The organism is Algoriphagus iocasae, from assembly GCF_014206875.1.
In the GTDB taxonomy this organism is placed as follows: Bacteria; Bacteroidota; Bacteroidia; order Cytophagales; family Cyclobacteriaceae; genus Algoriphagus; species Algoriphagus iocasae.
In genome coordinates, this window is sequence record NZ_JACIJO010000001.1 from 834,005 (window position 1) to 852,704 (window position 18,700).

16 protein-coding genes are annotated in these 18,700 nt (G+C 38.4%); 5 read left to right on the plus strand and 11 right to left on the minus strand.

What is annotated here, in order from left to right; translation table 11 throughout:
- The first annotated feature begins 117 nt into the window (after positions 1-117).
- Complete coding sequence (locus FHS59_RS03585) at positions 118-819, plus strand: NUDIX hydrolase (RefSeq protein WP_184493108.1); 702 nt, start codon at positions 118-120, stop codon at positions 817-819.
- 1 nt (position 820) lies between these two features.
- Here FHS59_RS03585 and FHS59_RS03590 read toward each other — a convergent pair whose 3' ends face one another.
- Complete coding sequence (locus FHS59_RS03590; protein WP_184493110.1) at positions 821-1,990, minus strand: DUF4421 family protein; 1,170 nt, start codon at positions 1,988-1,990, stop codon at positions 821-823.
- 71 nt (positions 1,991-2,061) lie between these two features.
- Positions 2,062-3,597: a M20/M25/M40 family metallo-hydrolase gene (locus FHS59_RS03595; protein ID WP_184493112.1), complete on the minus strand. Its 1,536-nt coding sequence runs from the start codon at positions 3,595-3,597 to the stop codon at positions 2,062-2,064.
- A gap of 201 nt (positions 3,598-3,798) precedes the next feature.
- On the opposite strand from FHS59_RS03595, the gene FHS59_RS03600 reads away from it, so the two are divergent.
- Both FHS59_RS03600 and FHS59_RS03605 read left to right on the plus strand, forming a co-directional pair.
- Positions 3,799-4,338, plus strand: coding sequence for an ECF-type sigma factor (locus tag FHS59_RS03600; RefSeq protein ID WP_262890852.1), 540 nt, complete (start codon positions 3,799-3,801; stop codon positions 4,336-4,338).
- 11 nt (positions 4,339-4,349) lie between these two features.
- Positions 4,350-6,941, plus strand: coding sequence for a serine/threonine-protein kinase (locus tag FHS59_RS03605; protein ID WP_184493116.1), 2,592 nt, complete (start codon positions 4,350-4,352; stop codon positions 6,939-6,941).
- Positions 6,942-6,956: 15 nt separating this feature from the next.
- Here the strand turns inward: FHS59_RS03605 and FHS59_RS03610 are convergent, their stop codons facing one another.
- From FHS59_RS03610 to FHS59_RS03620, 3 genes are all read right to left on the minus strand, one after another.
- A complete protein-coding gene (locus tag FHS59_RS03610) occupies positions 6,957-8,492 on the minus strand; it encodes a thiol-activated cytolysin family protein (protein WP_184493118.1) in 1,536 nt (511 codons plus the stop codon).
- A 126-nt stretch (positions 8,493-8,618) separates the two neighbouring features.
- The gene (locus tag FHS59_RS03615) at positions 8,619-9,350 is read right to left on the minus strand and encodes a class I SAM-dependent methyltransferase (protein WP_184493120.1); all 732 of its coding nucleotides are present in this window, start codon (positions 9,348-9,350) and stop codon (positions 8,619-8,621) included.
- 147 nt (positions 9,351-9,497) lie between these two features.
- Entirely contained in the window at positions 9,498-10,283 is a 786-nt protein-coding gene (locus tag FHS59_RS03620) for an NYN domain-containing protein (RefSeq protein ID WP_184493122.1), read from the minus strand.
- A 143-nt stretch (positions 10,284-10,426) separates the two neighbouring features.
- Between FHS59_RS03620 and FHS59_RS03625 the strand changes: the two genes are divergently transcribed.
- Positions 10,427-12,601, plus strand: a complete 2,175-nt coding sequence (locus tag FHS59_RS03625) for a B12-binding domain-containing radical SAM protein (protein ID WP_184493124.1) — start codon at positions 10,427-10,429, stop codon at positions 12,599-12,601.
- Between the two features lie 91 nt (positions 12,602-12,692).
- A complete protein-coding gene (locus FHS59_RS03630) occupies positions 12,693-13,262 on the plus strand; it encodes a Pycsar system effector family protein (RefSeq protein WP_184493126.1) in 570 nt (189 codons plus the stop codon).
- Between the two features lie 55 nt (positions 13,263-13,317).
- Here the strand turns inward: FHS59_RS03630 and FHS59_RS03635 are convergent, their stop codons facing one another.
- The 6 genes from FHS59_RS03635 to FHS59_RS03660 all read right to left on the minus strand — a co-directional run bounded on the left by FHS59_RS03635 (position 13,318) and on the right by FHS59_RS03660 (position 18,628).
- Positions 13,318-14,208 (minus strand): dienelactone hydrolase family protein, encoded by an 891-nt coding sequence (locus FHS59_RS03635; RefSeq protein WP_184493128.1) that lies wholly within the window; start codon positions 14,206-14,208, stop codon positions 13,318-13,320.
- Between the two features lie 114 nt (positions 14,209-14,322).
- Positions 14,323-14,805 (minus strand): VOC family protein, encoded by a 483-nt coding sequence (locus FHS59_RS03640; RefSeq protein ID WP_317168143.1) that lies wholly within the window; start codon positions 14,803-14,805, stop codon positions 14,323-14,325.
- Between the two features lie 7 nt (positions 14,806-14,812).
- On the minus strand, positions 14,813-16,123 hold the full coding sequence (locus FHS59_RS03645) for a polysaccharide deacetylase family protein (protein WP_184493130.1): 1,311 nt from the start codon (positions 16,121-16,123) through the stop codon (positions 14,813-14,815).
- A gap of 79 nt (positions 16,124-16,202) precedes the next feature.
- Positions 16,203-16,784 (minus strand): O-methyltransferase, encoded by a 582-nt coding sequence (locus FHS59_RS03650; protein WP_184493132.1) that lies wholly within the window; start codon positions 16,782-16,784, stop codon positions 16,203-16,205.
- A 69-nt stretch (positions 16,785-16,853) separates the two neighbouring features.
- Positions 16,854-17,543 carry an SIMPL domain-containing protein gene (locus tag FHS59_RS03655; RefSeq protein WP_184493134.1) on the minus strand — a complete coding sequence of 230 codons (690 nt, stop codon included), beginning with the start codon at positions 17,541-17,543 and terminating at the stop codon, positions 16,854-16,856.
- Positions 17,544-17,659: 116 nt separating this feature from the next.
- Positions 17,660-18,628 carry a Kelch repeat-containing protein gene (locus FHS59_RS03660; RefSeq protein ID WP_184493136.1) on the minus strand — a complete coding sequence of 323 codons (969 nt, stop codon included), beginning with the start codon at positions 18,626-18,628 and terminating at the stop codon, positions 17,660-17,662.
- Between the last annotated feature and the right edge of the window lie 72 nt (positions 18,629-18,700).

Here is an 18,700-nt window from a genome sequence, read left to right on the forward strand (position 1 = left end):
CTGAATGAATTTATATACAGATTTCATAAGTTGAGTTTATTGTTTCGTTGTGAAACAATAGTAATTCCTTATTTTTGAAAATCCAATTTGTTACCCTAGTTTTTCCGACAATAGCCCATGACCTCATCGACTCCCGAATATATACCCAACCTTTCCTATGATTCTGTAATTTTTGGTTTCTCAGGAGAGAAGCTAAAAATATTAATTCTGGAGTATCATAATATGAAGACTTATGCTCTTCCTGGCGGATTTGTGAAGACCAATGAGGCTTTGGATGATGCTGTGAAAAGAGGGTTGACCGAGCGCACTGGCCTGGATAAAATTTACTTGGAGCAGTTTCATACATTCGGGTCGATGCATCGCTTCAAGCCGGAGATCATGAAGCGAATTATGGAGGAGCAAGGTGATATTGAGGAAAAGGATCACTGGTTATTAGGAAGGTTTATCACGGTGGGATATTATGCTTTGATAAATTATAAAAATGTCACACCTAAGCCTGATTTCTTATCAGATTCTATCGAATGGTATGACTTAGACCAGCTTCCTGAATTGATGATGGATCATAGGGAAATTATCGAAAAGGCATTAGAACATCTGCGTATTCATTTGGATCATAAGCTTCTGAGCTTTAATCTTTTGCCAGAGAAGTTTACCATGAAAGAACTCCAGCAGGTTTATGAAGCCATTTTGGGAGAAAGCTTAAATAGAGCAAATTTTCAACGCAAAATGCTGAGCCTTAATATTTTAAAGCGTCATGATAAATTATATACAGGAGGATCTCATAAAGCTCCTTTCCTGTATAGTTTTAAAAAGCCTTGATTTAATTTAGAAAAGGAACAGCATCCAAATTCTCTTTTAATTTTTTAGGGGCAGTGATTCTATAACCGACATGGAATTGTAAATATACTCTCCAATTGGTATTGATGGCATTGGTGTTTTGTTGTCTAAACCTTCTGTTTTCTGCTGTCAGTAACATTCCAGAAAAGATTCTTTCGGCATTATAACCTATCGCTCCTCTTGCATCCCACTTGAAGACTCCATTGTTTTGTTTTGTTTCTATGCGTTCATCAGGAGAACTTGTGATGATTTTGGAGGAAACTAATCCATATCCCGTCGAGGCACCTGCAGAGGCATAAAATGATTCATTGATAACATAGGTATAGTAATAACCCGCATTCGCAAGAATTTCAAAATTCTTTGATTTTTGGGTAGGTGAGGCATTTGTTGGTTCCACACGATTATCTATGATGTAGTATCGATATTGTAAAGTAGGTAAGAATGTGCCTGCACTTTTTAATTGGCGCTCAGTCCCAAAAAACAATGCTTTGGTAGAAAAGTGTTGATTGAAATTATATCCGGTGATCCCTTGAAAACTTCTATAATGTAATTCTGGAAATTGGATATAAGGGTCACCTTCATTCCAATCAGGTTGATAATCTGATGTGTTTTCAAGATAATATCCTGTTGTTCTTGTATACCTAAATTCTTGAACCCAGTGAGAAAAATTTAATGCTGTCGAAAATCCTATTCCGGTAGTTTTACCTTTGATGAAATCATCATCATTGTTTGATAAAAATTGCGGGATAAAATTAAACCCAACGGATAGGAATCTATAGTTTAAGTTAAGTCTAAAAACAGAACTTCCATTTGGATAGATTTTTAAAACTGTGGGTCCTGCATCTAATGAAAACCTTTCATTTTCGTTTACCATGCTTAATCTAAAAGCAAGGTAATTATCCATCTTTTCTATAAATCCGTCCTCAACCACTATTCCCTCCGAAGTTGGGACTGTATCATTTTCATGGATGATTTTTTCGCTGTAAGCTTGAAATTTAAACTCAGGAGTATTACTAGATAGAATAGCTTTTCCAAAACGTGTATTATCAGGATTTTTGGATTCAAAATGAGAATCTTGGAGATCTATTTGTGAATAAACAGCAGAACTGAAAGATGCAAATAATGCCGTCAGTACAAATGATTTTAGTGTCATTTTTAAATCCTTTAACGAGAAAAATCTACATTTTTAGCCAAATGAGAAATCTGATTAAAATTAAAATTTCTTTACTTTTTCTCTATGGATTCTTTAGTTTTTTCACTCAAAATGGAAATAACTGTACTAATTCCTTCCCTGTAGTTTCCTAACCTAATATTCTCATTTGGACTATGTTGGTTATTGTCCGCATTGACAGTAGGAATTGTGACTGCTGGAATTCCCAAAGCATCGACAAATGGAGAGATTGGGATTGAGCCACCAGAAATTCTGATTTGAACAGGTTCTTTTCCAAAAGCCCGCTGCATAGAAGATCTTAGCCATTTTCCTGCATCAGAATCCATAGGAGTTCTAAATGCCTGATAAGAAATTGAATAGAACATTTTTACGATTTTCGGATAGTTCATCCGCTCAGCATCTGTCGGATCTTCACTGACAATATGAAATCCCTGGTCTTGAATATGCTTTTTGATCAGGCTGAATAACCTTTCAGGATCTGACTCAGGAACCAAACGGACATCGATTTCTGCAATGGCTGTGGCTGGAACGATCGTTCTAGCTTCACTACCAACCCAAGCAGATTCTAAACCTCTGATATTTAGGGAAGGATATTGGATACTTTCCTGATAGCTATTTCCGACATTATCCGTTCTACCGATTCCTAGTTTTGTTTGAATTGCTTTTTCATCATCCGGGACTTTTGCGAGAATCGCTTTCTCCGTAGCTGATAATTCGATTCCATCATAATAGCCTGGAATTTTCACACGCCCATTTTCATCCTTCATGGAAGCTAAAAGTTGGGAGAGAAGCAAAGCAGGATTTGGCGCATAATTACCATAATGACCACTATGTTGAGGGAATTTTGGGCCGTAGGTCGTCAAAGTTAAATCTGCGATTCCACGGGCACCATAGCTCAATGTGGGTTCATTACTTGTATGTCTTGGCCCATCCATGATTAACATCATATCCGCGTCCAATTTTTCCTTGTATTTCACAACTGCTCCCGGAAGTCTTGGTGAACCTTGTTCTTCCTCAAAATCCAGGATGATTTTAACATTGTAATCAGGAGACAAACCCTTCTTTTCCAAAGCATCCCATCCTGTCAAAAACATGGCTATTGGACCTTTATCATCAGATGCGGATCTGGCGAAAATCCTCCAGTTTGGATCGTATTCATTTTTAATTTTCTCGGAAGGAATTATTTCCCAAGTCCCGTCTGGATTTTGGCTTTTTAAAACAGGGGAGTAGGGATCTTCCTGATTCCACTTGCTTCTGTCAACCGCCTGCCCATCCACATGAAAATAAAAGAGGATTGTTTTGGTAGCTCCGGGGGATTTCTTTTCGACCAAAAGCAATGGGATTCCATCAGTAACTAACCTTTCTGAAGTCCAGTTTCTACTTTTGAATTGCTCTTCGCACCATTTTATATTCGTTTCAATCTGTTCAGGGTAGAAAGCATCATTTGGCATACTGACGATCTCTTGCAGGAGCGAAAGACCATGTTGCCAGTTTTGATCTGTCAATTGCTCGATTTGATTTTTTGTCAAATCTTGGGCAAAAATGTGTACAGAATAAAGGGTGAGAACAAGAAGTAAAAGTTTTTTCATAGGATTGGAGATTGGTTTTCAAAGTAATCAAATGGCATCCTAAATGAAAATCCTATGGAGAAATTCATGTTGATTTTTCATAACAGGTTTTTTGCAGTTTAACGCCTAAATAATTGAATTTTAAATCCTTGTGATTAGGTGTTTTAAGGCAATAGACTTATTTTAGGAAAATATTTTTCTCAGCTAAGATGACCTATTAGTATGTATTCTCAAACCATTCCTCAAGAATCTAGTCAATACACTTTAATCAAAAACCAATTTTTGGCTTGCTACTCAGAACTCAGTAAAATGGCTCATTATAAATTAAAGAATGAGCATAATGCATTTACTTTAGATACTTCCTCGCTGGTCCATGAAGCATATCTGAAAATGGAAAAGCAAGATCAGGTTACAAAGGATAAAAATCATTTTCTGGCTGTTGCAGCAATTGTCATGCGTAGGTTTTTGGTGGATTATGCAAGACAAAAGCAGCGAATAAAAAGAGGGGGAGATCAGATACATCTTACTTATGGGGCAATTTCTAGCCCTGTGATCACAACTCCGGAAGAAGTTTTGAATTTAAATGAGGCATTAACTCGCTTAAAATCCATTAACAATCGTCATTGTAGAGTGGTTGAATTTCATTTTTTCGGTGGATATAAACACGAAGAAATTGCTGCCATGATGGGAGTTTCTATTGATACAGTGCGAAGAGATTGGAGGTTGGCTAAAGCTTGGCTGAGCAATGAGTTGAAGAATTAAATTTTTTTAAAATGATCAAAGGGAAATGGGAAAAGGTTGAAAAGCTTTTTCATCAAATCGTTGAGGCGAATTCGGAAGAGAAGCAAACGATTTTAGATACGTTGGCAAAGGAGGATCTTGAACTTTATAATCTACTGAAAGACTTAATTGAATCAGATGGAAAAGGTCACCACATTTTTGACGCTTCAGCCCATCAGCTGCTTGAAAAGATAGAAGATGAGTCGGATTTGCTAGGAATGCATGTTGGGGCTTTTCAACTGGAATCAATTATTGGTACCGGCGCAATGGGCACGGTCTTTCAAGCAAAACGTGTCGATGGCCAATTTGACCAGACCGTAGCAATTAAAATCTTGAGATCCTTGGTATTGGATTCCACAATGAAGGATTTTTTCAAAAGAGAAAGACAGATTCTTGCCAAATTAAATCATCCCAATATTGCCAGGCTCTATGATGGCGGGTTTACAGAGTCTGAAAGACCTTTTTTCACCATGGAATATGTGTCTGGCAAAAATCTACTTGATTATTGCCAAGACAACCAGCTAGACCTGATGGGAAGGCTGAAATTGTTTTTGCAGGTATGCTCAGCCGTGCAATATGCCCATCAGAATCTGATTGTGCATCTGGATTTGAAACCTCAGAATATCATTGTCAACAAAGATGGGCAGGTAAAACTTCTTGATTTTGGTGTTTCTAAAATTTTAGAAGATTCGGAAGATGGGACAGGAAGTTTCACACTTGCCTATGCTTCTCCCGAACAAATTGAAAAAAAGGACGCAGGGACGCAGTCTGATATTTATTCTTTGGGTTTGATCCTTTTCGAACTTGCATTTGGAAGGCACCCATTCCAACAATACTTTGAGGATTTATCGGCATTAAAAAATGCGAAAATCAAGGGTGATTTTTCCTTCGTTCCGGAAGACCTAAAAAGCAAGACTCCTTTTATTTCTGATTTGAAATATGTGTGTTCAAAAGCTTTGGAGCTAAATCCAGAGGATAGGTTTGTTTCGGTAGATGAGTTGCAAAGGGACTTGAGGTTTTATCTGACTGGATATCCTATTTCGAGCCATCCAAAAGGCTGGACTTATTCATTTTCTAAATATTTGAGACGAAATTCCAGTTTGGTAGCTTCGATTGCAATTGCTTTTTTAATGCTGGCCTTTAGTGGGGTTTACTATACAAAAAGGCTGAGTGAAGAGCGGAATATTGCTCAATTGGAAGCGAAAAAGGCAAATCAGATTACAGATTTACTATCTGATGTTTTTATGGCTGCAGATCCCAATATTGGAGGAGCAGATACCATCACTGCCGTTCAGCTTTTAAATGAGGGAAAAGAAAATCTAGAAAGAAATTTAGGGGATCAACCTGAGTTGTTTGCTTCGATTGCGTTTAGACTTTCTGAGATTTATTTTAATCTGGGGGTCTACGAAAAAGGAAGGGAATTGATCTTTAAGTCATATGAAATTAATCAAAGTCTAGAGGATGTGTCTGTAGAGGTCTTGTCTGATAATGAGACACAAATTTCCGCGATGTATTATCTGCTTGGTAAATATGATTCGTCTCAGATTTTTTCCAATAAGGCTATCAATAGATTAAAAAATGCAGGAATTTATGGAGGAGAGTCTATGGCTTCCGCATTGACTGAATTGGGAAATGTTTTATATGATTTAGGTGAATTTGAGCGTGCCGATTCTGCATATCAGGCATCCTATGAAATTTTTAAGGAATTAAATGAGGGGGTGAATATAGACGAAGCTTTTGTGCTTCACATGATTGGGGCAAATGCTCGTGAAAGCGGGGATTATGAAAAGGCAGAAAAATATTTAATGGAGTCATTAGCGATGAAAAAAGAGCTTTTTGAGGAGCCACATCTGGAAATCGCCTATACCTATAACCATTTGGGTAGTTTGTATCAATCAATGCAGATGGACACTGTTGCAATGGGGTATATAGAGGAATCATTGGAGCAAAGGAGAGCTATTCTTGGCGAGTTTCATGTGGAGACCATGGCTAGCATGGCAAATTATGCAAGGACTCTGGTAAGATTGGGATTGCCAGAACAAGCGATCCCCATTTATGAAAGAACTTTGTTGATTACAGATTCCTTGGTGGGCAAAGAGCATTATTATTACTGGGCATTGATAGGAAGTCTTGGGACGGCCTACTTGGGACAAGGTGAGCTGGAAATGGCCAAAGCAAATTTTAAATTATCAATAGAAAATTTTCAAAAGATACTTCCTGAAGGTGATCCTAGAATTGCGTCTCCACTGGAGAGGTTAGGAAAAATAGCAATGGAAGAAAATGATTACCAATTAGCAAATTCCTATTTTCGTCAGGCATTGGAAATCAGGCAAAGTGCTTATCCTGAAGGACATCCCCAAATAACCCAAAGCCAACAAGCACTCGGAGAATGCTTATTGGCACTTGGGGATTATTCTACCGCCATAGAATTTTTGAAGTCAGCTTTTGAATCCTATCAAGCTCAATCTGATGTGGATGAGGTGACGATTTCCTCAGTTGGTCAATCATTAATTTCTGCCTATGAAGGGATTAACGATAGTGAAAAAGCCAGCTTTTATCAAGAGCAATTGGCTGCAAGAGAATAGCTGGCTTGGACAGTTCTAACAACTTATTTTTTTGACTGTAACTTTTGCAAAGGATTGCTCCGATTGGAAGCAAGCTGCCGTCGGTCTTGAGTAGGTGTAGTCGGATAAAAACTTCCATTTAAATCCATCTTGAAACTCAATTGTAATTCTGATATCGTAAGCTCCAGCAGGGATTGATTTGATATTTTTAGTATTAGTGCTAATTGTGCCGCTGTTTATCGTATGATTATAAGAGTTACCACCAGAAAGTTTCTTGTAAGTGATAGTGAATCTCATGTTGACACCTAAGAATCCGTTTTTGTTATTCAAGCTTACATCTCTCGCAGGATATACACCCTCTTCGCATGTTTTAACATTGTAGTCAGTAGTATAGCCTAATTTTGCACTGGTGTTATCTTTTAGATATTTCAAACTATATGCAATCGGAACCCCAGGATTATTTCTGCTATAAACCGCATTCTCTCCTTGCAAAATAGGCTCTAGATCAGCAAAACTTCTAGCGGTTACTGCCGAAGAAGCAGCTTCTGCATTTCCTCCCATTGTTACCACAGTGATAGAAGATTTTTCAAGAATTTGCTTGTACTTAATTTCAGTACTTCCACTCACATTAGTCACACCTGCCGCGTAATTTAGAGCTCCAGAAAGTTCTCCGTCAGTTGCTGATTCGGTTGTGACCATTCTGAACATGATTATTCTTCCATAGGAAACAGAATGAACATAGGCAGGAGGACCATTTGATCCAAATCTGGATTCTACATCATTAATGGTAGCATTTGGACCAAAAACATCTCCTGGAGAACCAGGAGCATCCATGGAGATGGTATAAAAGCGTTGTTTAAAAACCATCATAGCTACTCTTTGACTTTCGTTTGAAGTATAATTGAATTGCGCTCTTGCATCACCTTTTGCCCATTCTACATTAAGCCCTACATCTATACTTAATTGCTTTGCGGTGTAGGAAGTAGCTGCTGAATAGGAGGAGTTTGATGCAATGGTATAGCCATCTGGTTTGGCATTGGCATTCCACCACTCCAAAGCTTCATCAACACTGGACTGGACGCTAGTGTTGCTTGCATTCTCTACTTCAATGTTTCCGTTTTCTCCAATTCCGGGAAGATCCAGTCTTAACTTCAATGGAGCTCGATCGATTGTTACTGGAGTAGGTATTCCTCCCAAAGTGGCTTCATCTGCCACTACCAAAGCCCCAGGATAAATAACTCCATTAGTTGGCTGAAGAATAGCAATCTCTTCGAAGTTACTTCTAAGGTTTACTTTTTGAGTTTTACATTCTGTGTAGGTACCATTTCCAGGAGTCGTGCTGGAGCTTGGACTTCCGACATTTTCACGAAAAATTGATCCGGAAATCGGCTGAACATTTAAAAGTTCATCTGAATTGAAAGTTAATCCCCTGAGGTAGGTGGAGATACTTTCAGCATCAGGTGAGATTTTTATGGGTTCTTCTTTACCTCCAGAATCACAAGATAAAATTACTATTGATAAAAAAGAGATAAAGAAAAATGCTTTTAGTTTTTGTTGAAATAATGATTTCATGGCGTATAGAATTTTGGTTACAATTCTATAGGCGACATTTTGTACCGAAAGTGGTAATGAGTCCTGAAAAAAATCAATTTTTTTTCAGCTATTTAATTTTTCAGCTATTTAAGGCTTAAAACCTAATCAATCTGGTTTTTCAAAAATCAAAAAATGTTGGATGGGAAGGAATTTACCATTGCTGACAAATTTAAATCCATTGGCTTTTAATTCTCTTTTAACTTGGCTTTCCGTCATTTTATGCAAAGGTTTAATATTAATCGTCGGGTCTTCTCCACGGTATTCCAGTAGTAAAATCTTCCCATTTGGTTTCAGTGCTTTATAAATGTTTTGAAGAATCTCAGCCGGATATGCCAATTCATGATAAACATCTACCATGATTACCAAATCGACGGAAGACTCGGGGAGATTTGGTGATTTTTCTGTGCCTTTTACAGTTTCTACATTGGTGATTTTTAAGCTTTCTATCTTATCATTTAAATAGGCGATGGCTTCATCCTGAATTTCTACTGCATAGACTTTTCCTTCTGGAACAAGAGGGGCGATTCTAAATGAATAATATCCAGAACCTGCTCCGATATCCGCAACGACACTTTCTTCGTTGATTGGCAGATTTTTTAAAGCGATGGAAATTCCTTCTTCCTCTTCCCTGTTTGGTCTTTCGAGCCATGCTTTTCCTTGAAAGCCCATGACTTGGGAGATTTCTCTTCCCATGTAAAATTTGCCCGTACCATCTCTACTTGGAGTTTTATAACTGTATGCATCTTTTTCTACGCTATTGGTACTTTGAGCCTGACATGAAAAAGAAGAAATTAAAAAAATGAAGAGGCCAAAAGGAAAGATTCTTGATTTTTTCATTTCATGGATTTTGATCGTTCCTAAACATTGAGTCTGCAGGTTTTTTGCATGTGCCAAATAACCTGTTATTTAAAACAAGCTTTATAGAAACTTGTTTTTAACCTTCCTATTTTGAACTTCTTTTTCGATCTAAAATTCCAACTTGATTTATTTCAATTTTACAAGCGGGTAATTCAGTCCATTCACTTCATTTTTCATGACTTGGTATTTCTTCAGACTTCGGAAAAGCTCAGTCAGGTTTCTGAATCCATATGATCTTGGGTCAAAGCTAGGGTCTATTTTACGGAGCGAAGCGCCAATTTTTGCGATGTGAATTTCCTCTTCTTCATCGGAAGAAATCTCGAAAGCTTTGTCGATTAAATCTAAATCCAATGTCGGTGCCTCTTTCAGCAATTCTTCTTTTTTAGATTCCTCGCCTTTATAAACATCCTGCCTTGCTGGGCCAGAGGATGGTTTCTCGGACTTCTTGGAAGGCGCTTTTTCATCATCTGCTCCTGGTCCCAAGTTTTCGGCAAAAGTGAAAATCTCACATGATTGAACAAATGCTTTGGGAGTAATCCTTCTGCCAATTCCCATGACAAAAAGGCCCTCTTCACGAATTCTTTTGGCGAGTCCCGTATAGTCAGAATCACTGGAAACGATGCAAAAACCATCCACACTATCACTGTGGAGGATATCCATGGCATCTATAATCAAAGAACTGTCTGTAGAGTTTTTACCTGTTGTATAAGAGAATTTTTGGATTGGATTAAAAGAATGGAGGTTGATCATTTCCTTCCAGCTATTCATTTGGGGTGTAGTCCAATCTCCGTAAATCCTCCTAATGGTCGCTTTACCATATTTGGAAACTTCTTCTAAAATCTCTTTGATCAATTTTGCTTGGGCATTATCGCCATCGATCAATACGGCGATATTGAATTTATTATCTCTCATGTAGTCTTTATCTTGAATAGTAAATCTACCAAAAAAATTAAGGCTTGAAGGGATGATTCAGGAAGAAGCTTTTCTTATTTTGAAGAAGTTAGCCGGAATCCATGATTCTTTGCGAACTTTGAAAATCAATAAATGAAATCTTTGTGGCTACGAAAGTACTCTTTATCACTCCTCCATTTACGCAGCTTAATACTCCTTATCCGGCGACAGCATATCTCAAAGGGTATTTGAATACACTTGGAGTTTCCTCCAAACAAATGGATTTGGGAATGGATGTGATTTTGGAGATTTTTTCCCGAAAAGGATTACAAAAGGTTTTTGAGATTGTTGAAAATCTTGATGTTCAGCTTTCGGATAACGCAAGTAGAATTCTTCGTCTAAAGCTGAAATATCTTCAGACAATTGATCCTGTTATTTCCTTTTTACAGGATAAAAATCCCACTTTGGCTTACCATATTTCGGAAGGAGATTACCTTCCTGAAGCTGCTAGATTTGAGCAACTTGATGATTTGGAATGGGCCTTTGGTACATTGGGGGTTCGAGATAAGGCCAGATACTTTTCAACCTTGTATCTAGAGGATTTGGGCGATTTGATCACCGAAGCTATTGACCCAAATTTTGGCTTTAGCAGGTATGCAGAGAGATTGGCAGTTTCTGCCAGTGATTTTGATGAAATGGAAATTGCTCTAAATGATGAAACAGGTCTGATCGATCAGATAATGCTTCATTTATTGCAGGAGAAGATCAAAGAGGTAGACCCTGTTTCAGTTGCATTTTCAGTTCCTTTCCCTGGCAATCTTTATGGAGCTTTGAAGTGTGGTCAATTCATCAAAAAGAATTTCCCTGGCATCTCAGTTTGGATGGGAGGAGGATATCCCAATACAGAATTAAGAACCTTAAAAGATCCTCGTGTTTTCGATTACATAGATTTCATTACGCTCGATGATGGAGAGGCGCCTGTGCGTTTGCTTTTGGAGCATTTGGATGGACAGAGGCCTGTTTCTGAATTGAAAAGAACTTTTGTGAGAGAGAATGGTCAAGTGAAAATGTGGAATAATTCTGCGTTTAAAGACATTTCCCAGCGGGATGTTGGTACACCGGATTATTCGGATTTAAATCTTCAGAACTATTTATCAGTCATAGAAGTAGCAAATCCTATGCACCGACTATGGAGTGACGGCCGATGGAATAAGCTGACTTTGGCGCATGGTTGCTATTGGGGGAAATGCACTTTTTGTGACATTTCTCTTGATTATATTGCTCGATATGAGCCGATAACAGCGGAAATCTTGTGTGATAGAATCGAAGAGATCATGCTACAAACTGGAAATAATGGGTTTCATTTTGTGGATGAAGCTGCACCTCCGGCATTGATGCGTGATTTGGCGATAGAAATTCTCCGTCGTGGTTTGACAGTTGTTTGGTGGACTAATATCCGCTTTGAGAGTAGCTTTACCACAGACCTTTGTCGTTTGCTTCGAGCATCCGGATGTATTGCTGTTTCCGGAGGTTTGGAGGTGGCTTCTGATCGCTTATTGGCGATGATCAAAAAAGGAGTGACAGTGTCTCAAGTGGCTCAGGTTTGTAACCATTTCACTTCTGCAGGGATCATGGTCCATGCCTATTTAATGTATGGCTTTCCAACCCAAACGGCTCAAGAAACAATTGATTCGATGGAAATGGTCCGCCAACTTTTCGAATTGGGCGTGTTGCAATCTGCTTTTTGGCATCGTTTTGCCATGACTGCACACAGTCCTGTTGGGTTAGATCCGAAAGCATTTAGTGTCTCCAGAATGAATCCGGAGGATGGTGATTTTGCAAATAATGAACTGGCATTTGAGGATCCAGTTGGTGCAAAACATGAGCTTTTCGGAGATGGCTTAAGAAAATCACTTTTTAATTACATGCATGGGATCGGATTTGAAATCCCATTGCAGGATTGGTTTGATCTCAAAATGCCAAAGACCGGGATTGATAAAAAATACATTGCAAAAGCAATTCAGAATGAACCTGAACCGGTTTATAAAGACCAAAATAGAATTCTTTGGATTGGAGCACTTCCGGAATTGATGCAAGGCGAAGAGGAAGGTTTTGTAGAATTGATTTTTTCAGGAAAAAAGGAGGATTTCGCTATGGAACTGCCAGAAGAGCTTGGAGCTTGGGTTACCAAGCTGCTGGAGAAAGTTTCTTATACCAATCCATTGAATACAATTAAGCCTGTCAAAGAGAGTTATGAAGAAGAGGTAGGGGAGTTTGAAGAATTAGTGGAATCAGAAGTTTGGGAGATTTTAAAAGAGCAAGGTTTACTGATTTTTTAGGGGTATAAAATTTCAAACTCCTTGAAATTGAGGGATGAATCCTATGGGCTTCTGTTTTTTTATGTAAATTTCATTTGTACAAACAGATACTATGGAAGAGCCTATCCTTGTTAAAAAAGAAAAACCTGATCGGGAACATCAGACATTTTTTAGAGTGACTTTTAAAAATAATTGTAATCTTCTTCAGATAGCAGACAACAAAGCCAATATCATCATCAGCATCAATGCGCTGGTGATTTCCTCGATAGTGGCGATAATGGGCTACGGCACTATTTCCCATCAGATAGAAATTCAGAGCCCAATAACTTTGGTTCCTGTGTTGTTACTTATTTCAGCATGCTTTGTCTCCACTATTTTGGCAGTGCAGTCAGCAAAGCCTAAAATCATGGGAAATAAAAGTCTGAATGTGGTGGATCCAAAAGCAAGCATCATGTTTTTTGGTTCAAGTGCCAACTTAACTATGGAGCAATATCTGGAAGAAGTCAACAGGATTTTGCCATCAAAAAAGGAAATTCAAGAGCAAATGTCTATTGCGCTTTTTTATCAGGCCAAAGTTTTAAATAAAAAGTACAGTTTACTTAGGCATGCCTACAATGTTTTTATCCTAGGCTTGGCTTTGGGGATTTTAACTTTCCTGTTTTTTATCGGGATGTTTTATTGAAAAAGAAATAGAAAAAATGGAGGTCAATCGGCCTCCATTTTTTTGCGTGAATCTTTTAGCTTTTGAGATGCTTATTGAAAAAGTCAATTGTTCGTTCCCATGCTAAAGTCGCCGCAGCCTCGTCATAGCGAGGTGTGGTATTGTTATGGAAACCATGGTTGACATCTGGGTAAACAAAGGCTTGGTACTCCACATTATTCGCTTTCAGTACTTCCTCGTATGCTGGCCAGCCTGCATTAACACGCTCGTCTAAACCGGCATATTGCAACATTAAAGGAGCTTTTATCTGAGCAGCCTCCTCAGCTGAAGGTTGTCCGCCATAGAAAGGAACTGCCGCTCCCAGATCTGGAAGCCTCACGGCCATAATATTGGAGATCCATCCACCAAAACAAAAGCCAACCACGCCTACTTCACCGGTACAGTCTGGATGATTTTTTAACGTTTCATAAGCTGCAATAAAATCCTCCAACATCTCATTTCGATCCCTTTTTGATTGCATTGCACGACCTTCGTCGTCATTTCCAGGATAGCCTCCAAGCGGAGTCAAGGCATCTGGGGCTAAAGAAATAAATCCGGCAACTGCACATCTTCTTCCCACATCTTCGATATAAGGATTTAACCCTCTGTTTTCATGTACAACCACAATTCCAGGTACTTTACCACTCATTCCTGAAGGTTTAGAAAGTAGACCTTTGATCTTTCCGCCGCCTTTTGGAGAATCATACATGATGTAATCGGATCCGATACGCTCATCATCCGGCTGGACAGTAATTGTATCTACATAATTTGGCATCATTGCACTCATTAGAGATGCAACAGTAATACCTCCAACAGCGTATGCGGATAATTTCTCTACGAAGGTTCTTCGATCTAATTTATTATGTGCATAAGCATCATATAGATCGAAAACTTCCTGTTTAATGTCTTCTTTTCTGAGCTCTTTCATGGTTTATTGGTTGTTCAAGTGTTTGTGTAATAATATATTAAAAAAACAGATGTACTTATATTTCTTTTCTTTAAAAGGTGTTTTCATTGATAAAGTCAGAGCATGTTAGAAGAATCATCGATGCTGGTCTATTAAAATTAAATTTCCATCCGGATCAGTCAGTACAATACTTGCAGGACCTTTGCTGTTCATATCTAATTCCTGATCAATTTTAATCCCCTTGCTCTTCAGTAATTTTTGAATTTCCCGGATATCATCAAAGGATTCCGTGTTTTCCCCATTTTCGTCCCAACCTGGATTGAAAGTCAAAATATTCTGTTCAAACTTTCCTTGAAATAGTCCGATCAATGAATTCTCATTTTTCATAATGAGGTAATTTTGATCCATGTTTCCTCCAAGTTGAGTAAATCCGAGATTTTCATAAAATCTTTTAGATGTTTGAAGGTCTTTCACACTTAAACTCATCGAGAAAGCCCCAAGTTTTAGGTTTTCTTTTGTATTCATAAAATTTTCGTTTTTTGTTGGTTCAGGATCATTAACAAATCCCAAGCTTACAGCTAAGATGAATCCCACCGCGATAAAGAATATGTTTTTCATAGGGAGTTTATTTAGTTAATGCAATGGAAGCTTCGGCTAGGCTCAATGGATATAAAACAAATTTGCCTTTTTCGTCTTGATGTATTTCCAAAGTACCTTGTTTATTGGTCTTGGCTTCTTTCCAGTCTTCAGGAATATAAGTTTTGATTGTTAGTGGAACTGAATAGACAGATGCATCCAACTCTGATTGGAGTGAAACGGAAATCTCACCATTTTCCAATTTACTAGAAATTTGACTGTTCTGCCGAGCTCGGATATACTTAGTGACATCTCTAAAAGTTTCAATCCAAAGCTTATCCTCATTGGCTTTCATATAAGAAAAGTAACCAGTAAGTTCTTCTTTTGTCTTTGGCTCCCAGCCTAGATTTTCTACGCCATGTATCACCAATACCAACCAGATATTTTGATGATTCATGACAGTATCCACCCAGCTTTTCATTTCTTCCAGGGTATTTCTTGTCTGAGGACCTCTTTGCCATTGCACGTATTCCTTTTCAGATTGACCTGGTTGAGCATTACTTCCACGATTGATTTCCTCCAGCCATGGTTCAGGCATTCGGTTTCTCAAAGCAGGATAGATTTTATGGGCATATTCCATGACCCGCTCATTCTCCGTTCCGTATGGACCTTCTGCAGAAAAAATGGATTCCTCACCGATATTTTCCAATAAATCAGCTTTGCTCTGCTCTAGCTCATAAAGCATATTTACTTCATCCAAAACTGCAAGTCTCGGATGAGTAACCGTGTGAGATGCTATTTCATGCCCTTGCGCTGAATAGGTTCTATACTGTTCCCAAGTCGTAGTATCTTCTACATTGTTGTGAAACACTATTTCGCCAGTGTTTCGGATTTTGCCATCCCGGATTTTCTCATAGCCTTCATCCAAAAGGCTATATGCTTCATTTACTTTACCTGCTTCATATAAAGAACCAACCCGTGCATGATAGTCCTCTGCTTCTGTTGTTCCGGTGAAAGCAATAAGGGAGGCACGCTCAAAGAAATTACTGGAATCAGTAGGGGTGGACCGAGTTTCCTCGATGATGACTTTTGGATCTCTACCTGTAAACTTCCCTTTTCCGGCTCCTTCAACCTTTCCGGTGATAATGTAAAAAGTAGCCGGAATCCCAAGACTGTCCATGATAGGTTTTGCAATCGTAAATTGATTTACAATCCCATCATCATAAGTTACAGAAATGGCTCCAGTTTTATCATCTGGCCATTTGGTAATTTCTGAAGTGCCAATAATTGGATTGGGATTGGAGCAAGAAAAACTGAAGCAAATGATTGAATATGCAAATAGGTGAAATCTGAATTTCATTTTGGGTAGGGTAATGTTTCCTACCAATATCTCAAATTCAAGTAATATTATTCATACCGCCGATCCCAAATTCAGCTGATTATGAAATCTTTGTCATCAAAATTGCCCCGGTAGACCAGTTCATTTTTGTCAGATGAAAGTCTTTTCTGTTTTCCAATAACTCAACTAATGCATTGGCTTTTTCAGCATGTCCCTTAGGCCAGTTTGGTTGTTCTGACATATCATCAATGACATAGATCCCACCCACTTTCAAAAAGGAGAATACTTCATCTAAATGGCTGTATTTTCCAGGCCAAGCATCTGCGAATATCAGATCAAATTGAGGACCTTCGTAAGACTCAATCCATTTTTCCCCATCGGATAATACCAATTCAACTCTTTCATCTTCTCCAAAAAATTCTCTGGCAATCGAAACCAATTTAGGATCATTGTCCACTGAAATCAGATTGGATTCCTGGTCCATTCCATCAATCATCCAAGAAAGGGAAAGCCCGATCCCCGTACCTAGTTCTAGAAAAAGGCCATTAGGCTTACTTGCAACCAAGGTTTTTAAAAGTGTTCCAATGTACAAATCAGAAGGCATGGTAAAGCCTATTTCTGCAGATTTTGCCTCTATTTGAGAATGGATGGATGGCTTGTTTCGGAAATCAGAATCATTCATAAAAGGAAATATAAAAGGATAAAACAAAAAAAGAGACCTGCTACCAGATCTCTTTATATAAGTAGATTTTTAGTAGGTGTATTTGACCATAACCCGTTTTTGGAGGGATTGATCATCAGGGGAAATTAATGGAGCAGGGGCTGCGTCAGCTCTGGCATTCATCATTTCCATTTTATAAACCGGCTGTGAAGCAGATAATGAAACTCTATGCACTCTGATGGATTTAATGTTCAAAGTTTCAGCGATCAATTCCGCACGACTTTCGGCATTTTTCAAAGCCTCAGTTAAAAGCTCATTTTCTAAAGACTTTTGAGCTATTTCAGAAACCTGAAAATTCAAATTGAAAGACATGTCTCCAGAATTTTGAATTGCTTCCACGATTTTCTGCATGTCGACATTTTTGCTGTTTGTGGTGATTCTTAAGTTTTGAGAAGCAACATACCCACTGTCTCTTGCATATCCATTTCTATAAATTCTATTCAAATTCACAGAATAGTTATCTGCTACCAATTTGTAATCTTTGATTTTCGCTTTCTCTAAGGCTTGCGCAAGTTTTTTGGTTTTCGCATTTAAAACTTCGGTCGCATCCGTTACTTTCATTGCTTTTTCTTCCAAATGGATAGAGAAAACAGCTTCGTCCGGGGCCACTTTTCTTTCTGCAAATCCCTCTACTTCTATAAGAGGAATCGTCATGTCATCCTGAGCAAAAACCGGTACGGCTAAAAGTAATCCGAATAATAGGGTGAATAGATTTTTCATGGTTTAGTTTGTTTATTCTGGTGTTATTTATTCAAATGAAAGGCCAGAAATAGAAAATAAATGAAATTTACCCTTTAAGAATCGTTGTTTTAGGAAAATTAAGAGGAGGTTTTAGCTCATTTCCATTCCAAAACCTCAATGTTGTTAAGTTCAGGGCCGCCGCCTCTATTTGCTGAACCGGCAGCTACATAAATTTTCCCTTTGTAATAAACTACACCTGTTCCGTGTCTTCCTTGGTTTAATTTTGGTAGACTTGACCACGTTCCAGTACGGGTATCCAGCATTTCTACTTCTGCATGTGCAGCTTCTTGTGCTACACTTTCACCATTCATGACGACAAGGTAAGGGCCATTCGCAACATTGGATGTTCCGGCTCTTTCGGTAGGAATCGTCGAATCGATTGTATGCCAAGTGTTTGTGTCAAAATCAAAATAATCCACTTCTGGAACAGTCAGATCTAAAACTTTTCCGATTACGGCAGAAGAGCGACGTCCACCTACTAGATAAGCTTTGTCTCCAACCAGTGTAGCACTAAAATGATCTCTTGCCCTTGGAGCATCAGGTAAAACTGTCCATTTTCCTGTTTTTGGATCGTATTCGTCAAACCAAGTCACATGTCCGTCCCAATGTCCGTCAATTATTCCACTTGCTAAATAGATTTTATCATTCCGAACAAAAACTCCTACAGATCCTCTTAATCTATCTTTTGGGATTTCTGGCCCTTCTCTCCATTCATTTTTCTTCGGGTTAAAAATCAGAAAATTGGGAATAGGTTTTTCGTGAGGATAGCCTCCTGTAAATGCCCCGATTACATAGATTTCATGATCGTAAGAGATCGCCTGAAAATGGTGAAAATTCATAGGGACATCTGCCAGCTTTTTCCAGGTTTTGGTCTTTGGATCAAACTCTTCCACTGGACGGTCTGCTCTTCCTCCGAGCGCATAAAACTTCCCGTCACATTCTACAAAAGAGTTTTCATGTCTCGGAGAAGCTTCATTCGTTGTTTCTAGGATTTGCCAAGAATCACTTTGTCCAAATGCTTGGAAAGCTGTAAAAGCAAGAATAAGTAATAGTTTATGTTTCATAGGTTTATCGTTTTGAGGTTATCAATTTACCTAATTAATCGAAAATCTAAAGACATAAAAAAAACCACGGAT

Excerpts from the sequence above, each read along its gene's own strand:
- FHS59_RS03605 (WP_184493116.1), top strand. The coding sequence starts at position 4,350 with ATGATCAAAGGGAAATGGGAAAAGGTTGAAAAGCTTTTTCATCAAATC.
- FHS59_RS03650 (WP_184493132.1), bottom strand. The coding sequence starts at position 16,784 with ATGAATGATTCTGATTTCCGAAACAAGCCATCCATCCATTCTCAAATA.
- FHS59_RS03620 (WP_184493122.1), bottom strand. The coding sequence starts at position 10,283 with ATGAGAGATAATAAATTCAATATCGCCGTATTGATCGATGGCGATAAT.
- FHS59_RS03615 (WP_184493120.1), bottom strand. The coding sequence starts at position 9,350 with ATGAAAAAATCAAGAATCTTTCCTTTTGGCCTCTTCATTTTTTTAATT.
- FHS59_RS03590 (WP_184493110.1), bottom strand. The coding sequence starts at position 1,990 with ATGACACTAAAATCATTTGTACTGACGGCATTATTTGCATCTTTCAGT.
- FHS59_RS03585 (WP_184493108.1), top strand. The coding sequence starts at position 118 with ATGACCTCATCGACTCCCGAATATATACCCAACCTTTCCTATGATTCT.
- FHS59_RS03645 (WP_184493130.1), bottom strand. The coding sequence starts at position 16,123 with ATGAAATTCAGATTTCACCTATTTGCATATTCAATCATTTGCTTCAGT.
- FHS59_RS03600 (WP_262890852.1), top strand. The coding sequence starts at position 3,799 with ATGTATTCTCAAACCATTCCTCAAGAATCTAGTCAATACACTTTAATC.
- FHS59_RS03610 (WP_184493118.1), bottom strand. The coding sequence starts at position 8,492 with ATGAAATCATTATTTCAACAAAAACTAAAAGCATTTTTCTTTATCTCT.
- FHS59_RS03635 (WP_184493128.1), bottom strand. The coding sequence starts at position 14,208 with ATGAAAGAGCTCAGAAAAGAAGACATTAAACAGGAAGTTTTCGATCTA.
- FHS59_RS03655 (WP_184493134.1), bottom strand. The coding sequence starts at position 17,543 with ATGAAAAATCTATTCACCCTATTATTCGGATTACTTTTAGCCGTACCG.
- FHS59_RS03640 (WP_317168143.1), bottom strand. The coding sequence starts at position 14,805 with ATGAAAAACATATTCTTTATCGCGGTGGGATTCATCTTAGCTGTAAGC.
- FHS59_RS03630 (WP_184493126.1), top strand. The coding sequence starts at position 12,693 with ATGGAAGAGCCTATCCTTGTTAAAAAAGAAAAACCTGATCGGGAACAT.
- FHS59_RS03595 (WP_184493112.1), bottom strand. The coding sequence starts at position 3,597 with ATGAAAAAACTTTTACTTCTTGTTCTCACCCTTTATTCTGTACACATT.
- FHS59_RS03660 (WP_184493136.1), bottom strand. The coding sequence starts at position 18,628 with ATGAAACATAAACTATTACTTATTCTTGCTTTTACAGCTTTCCAAGCA.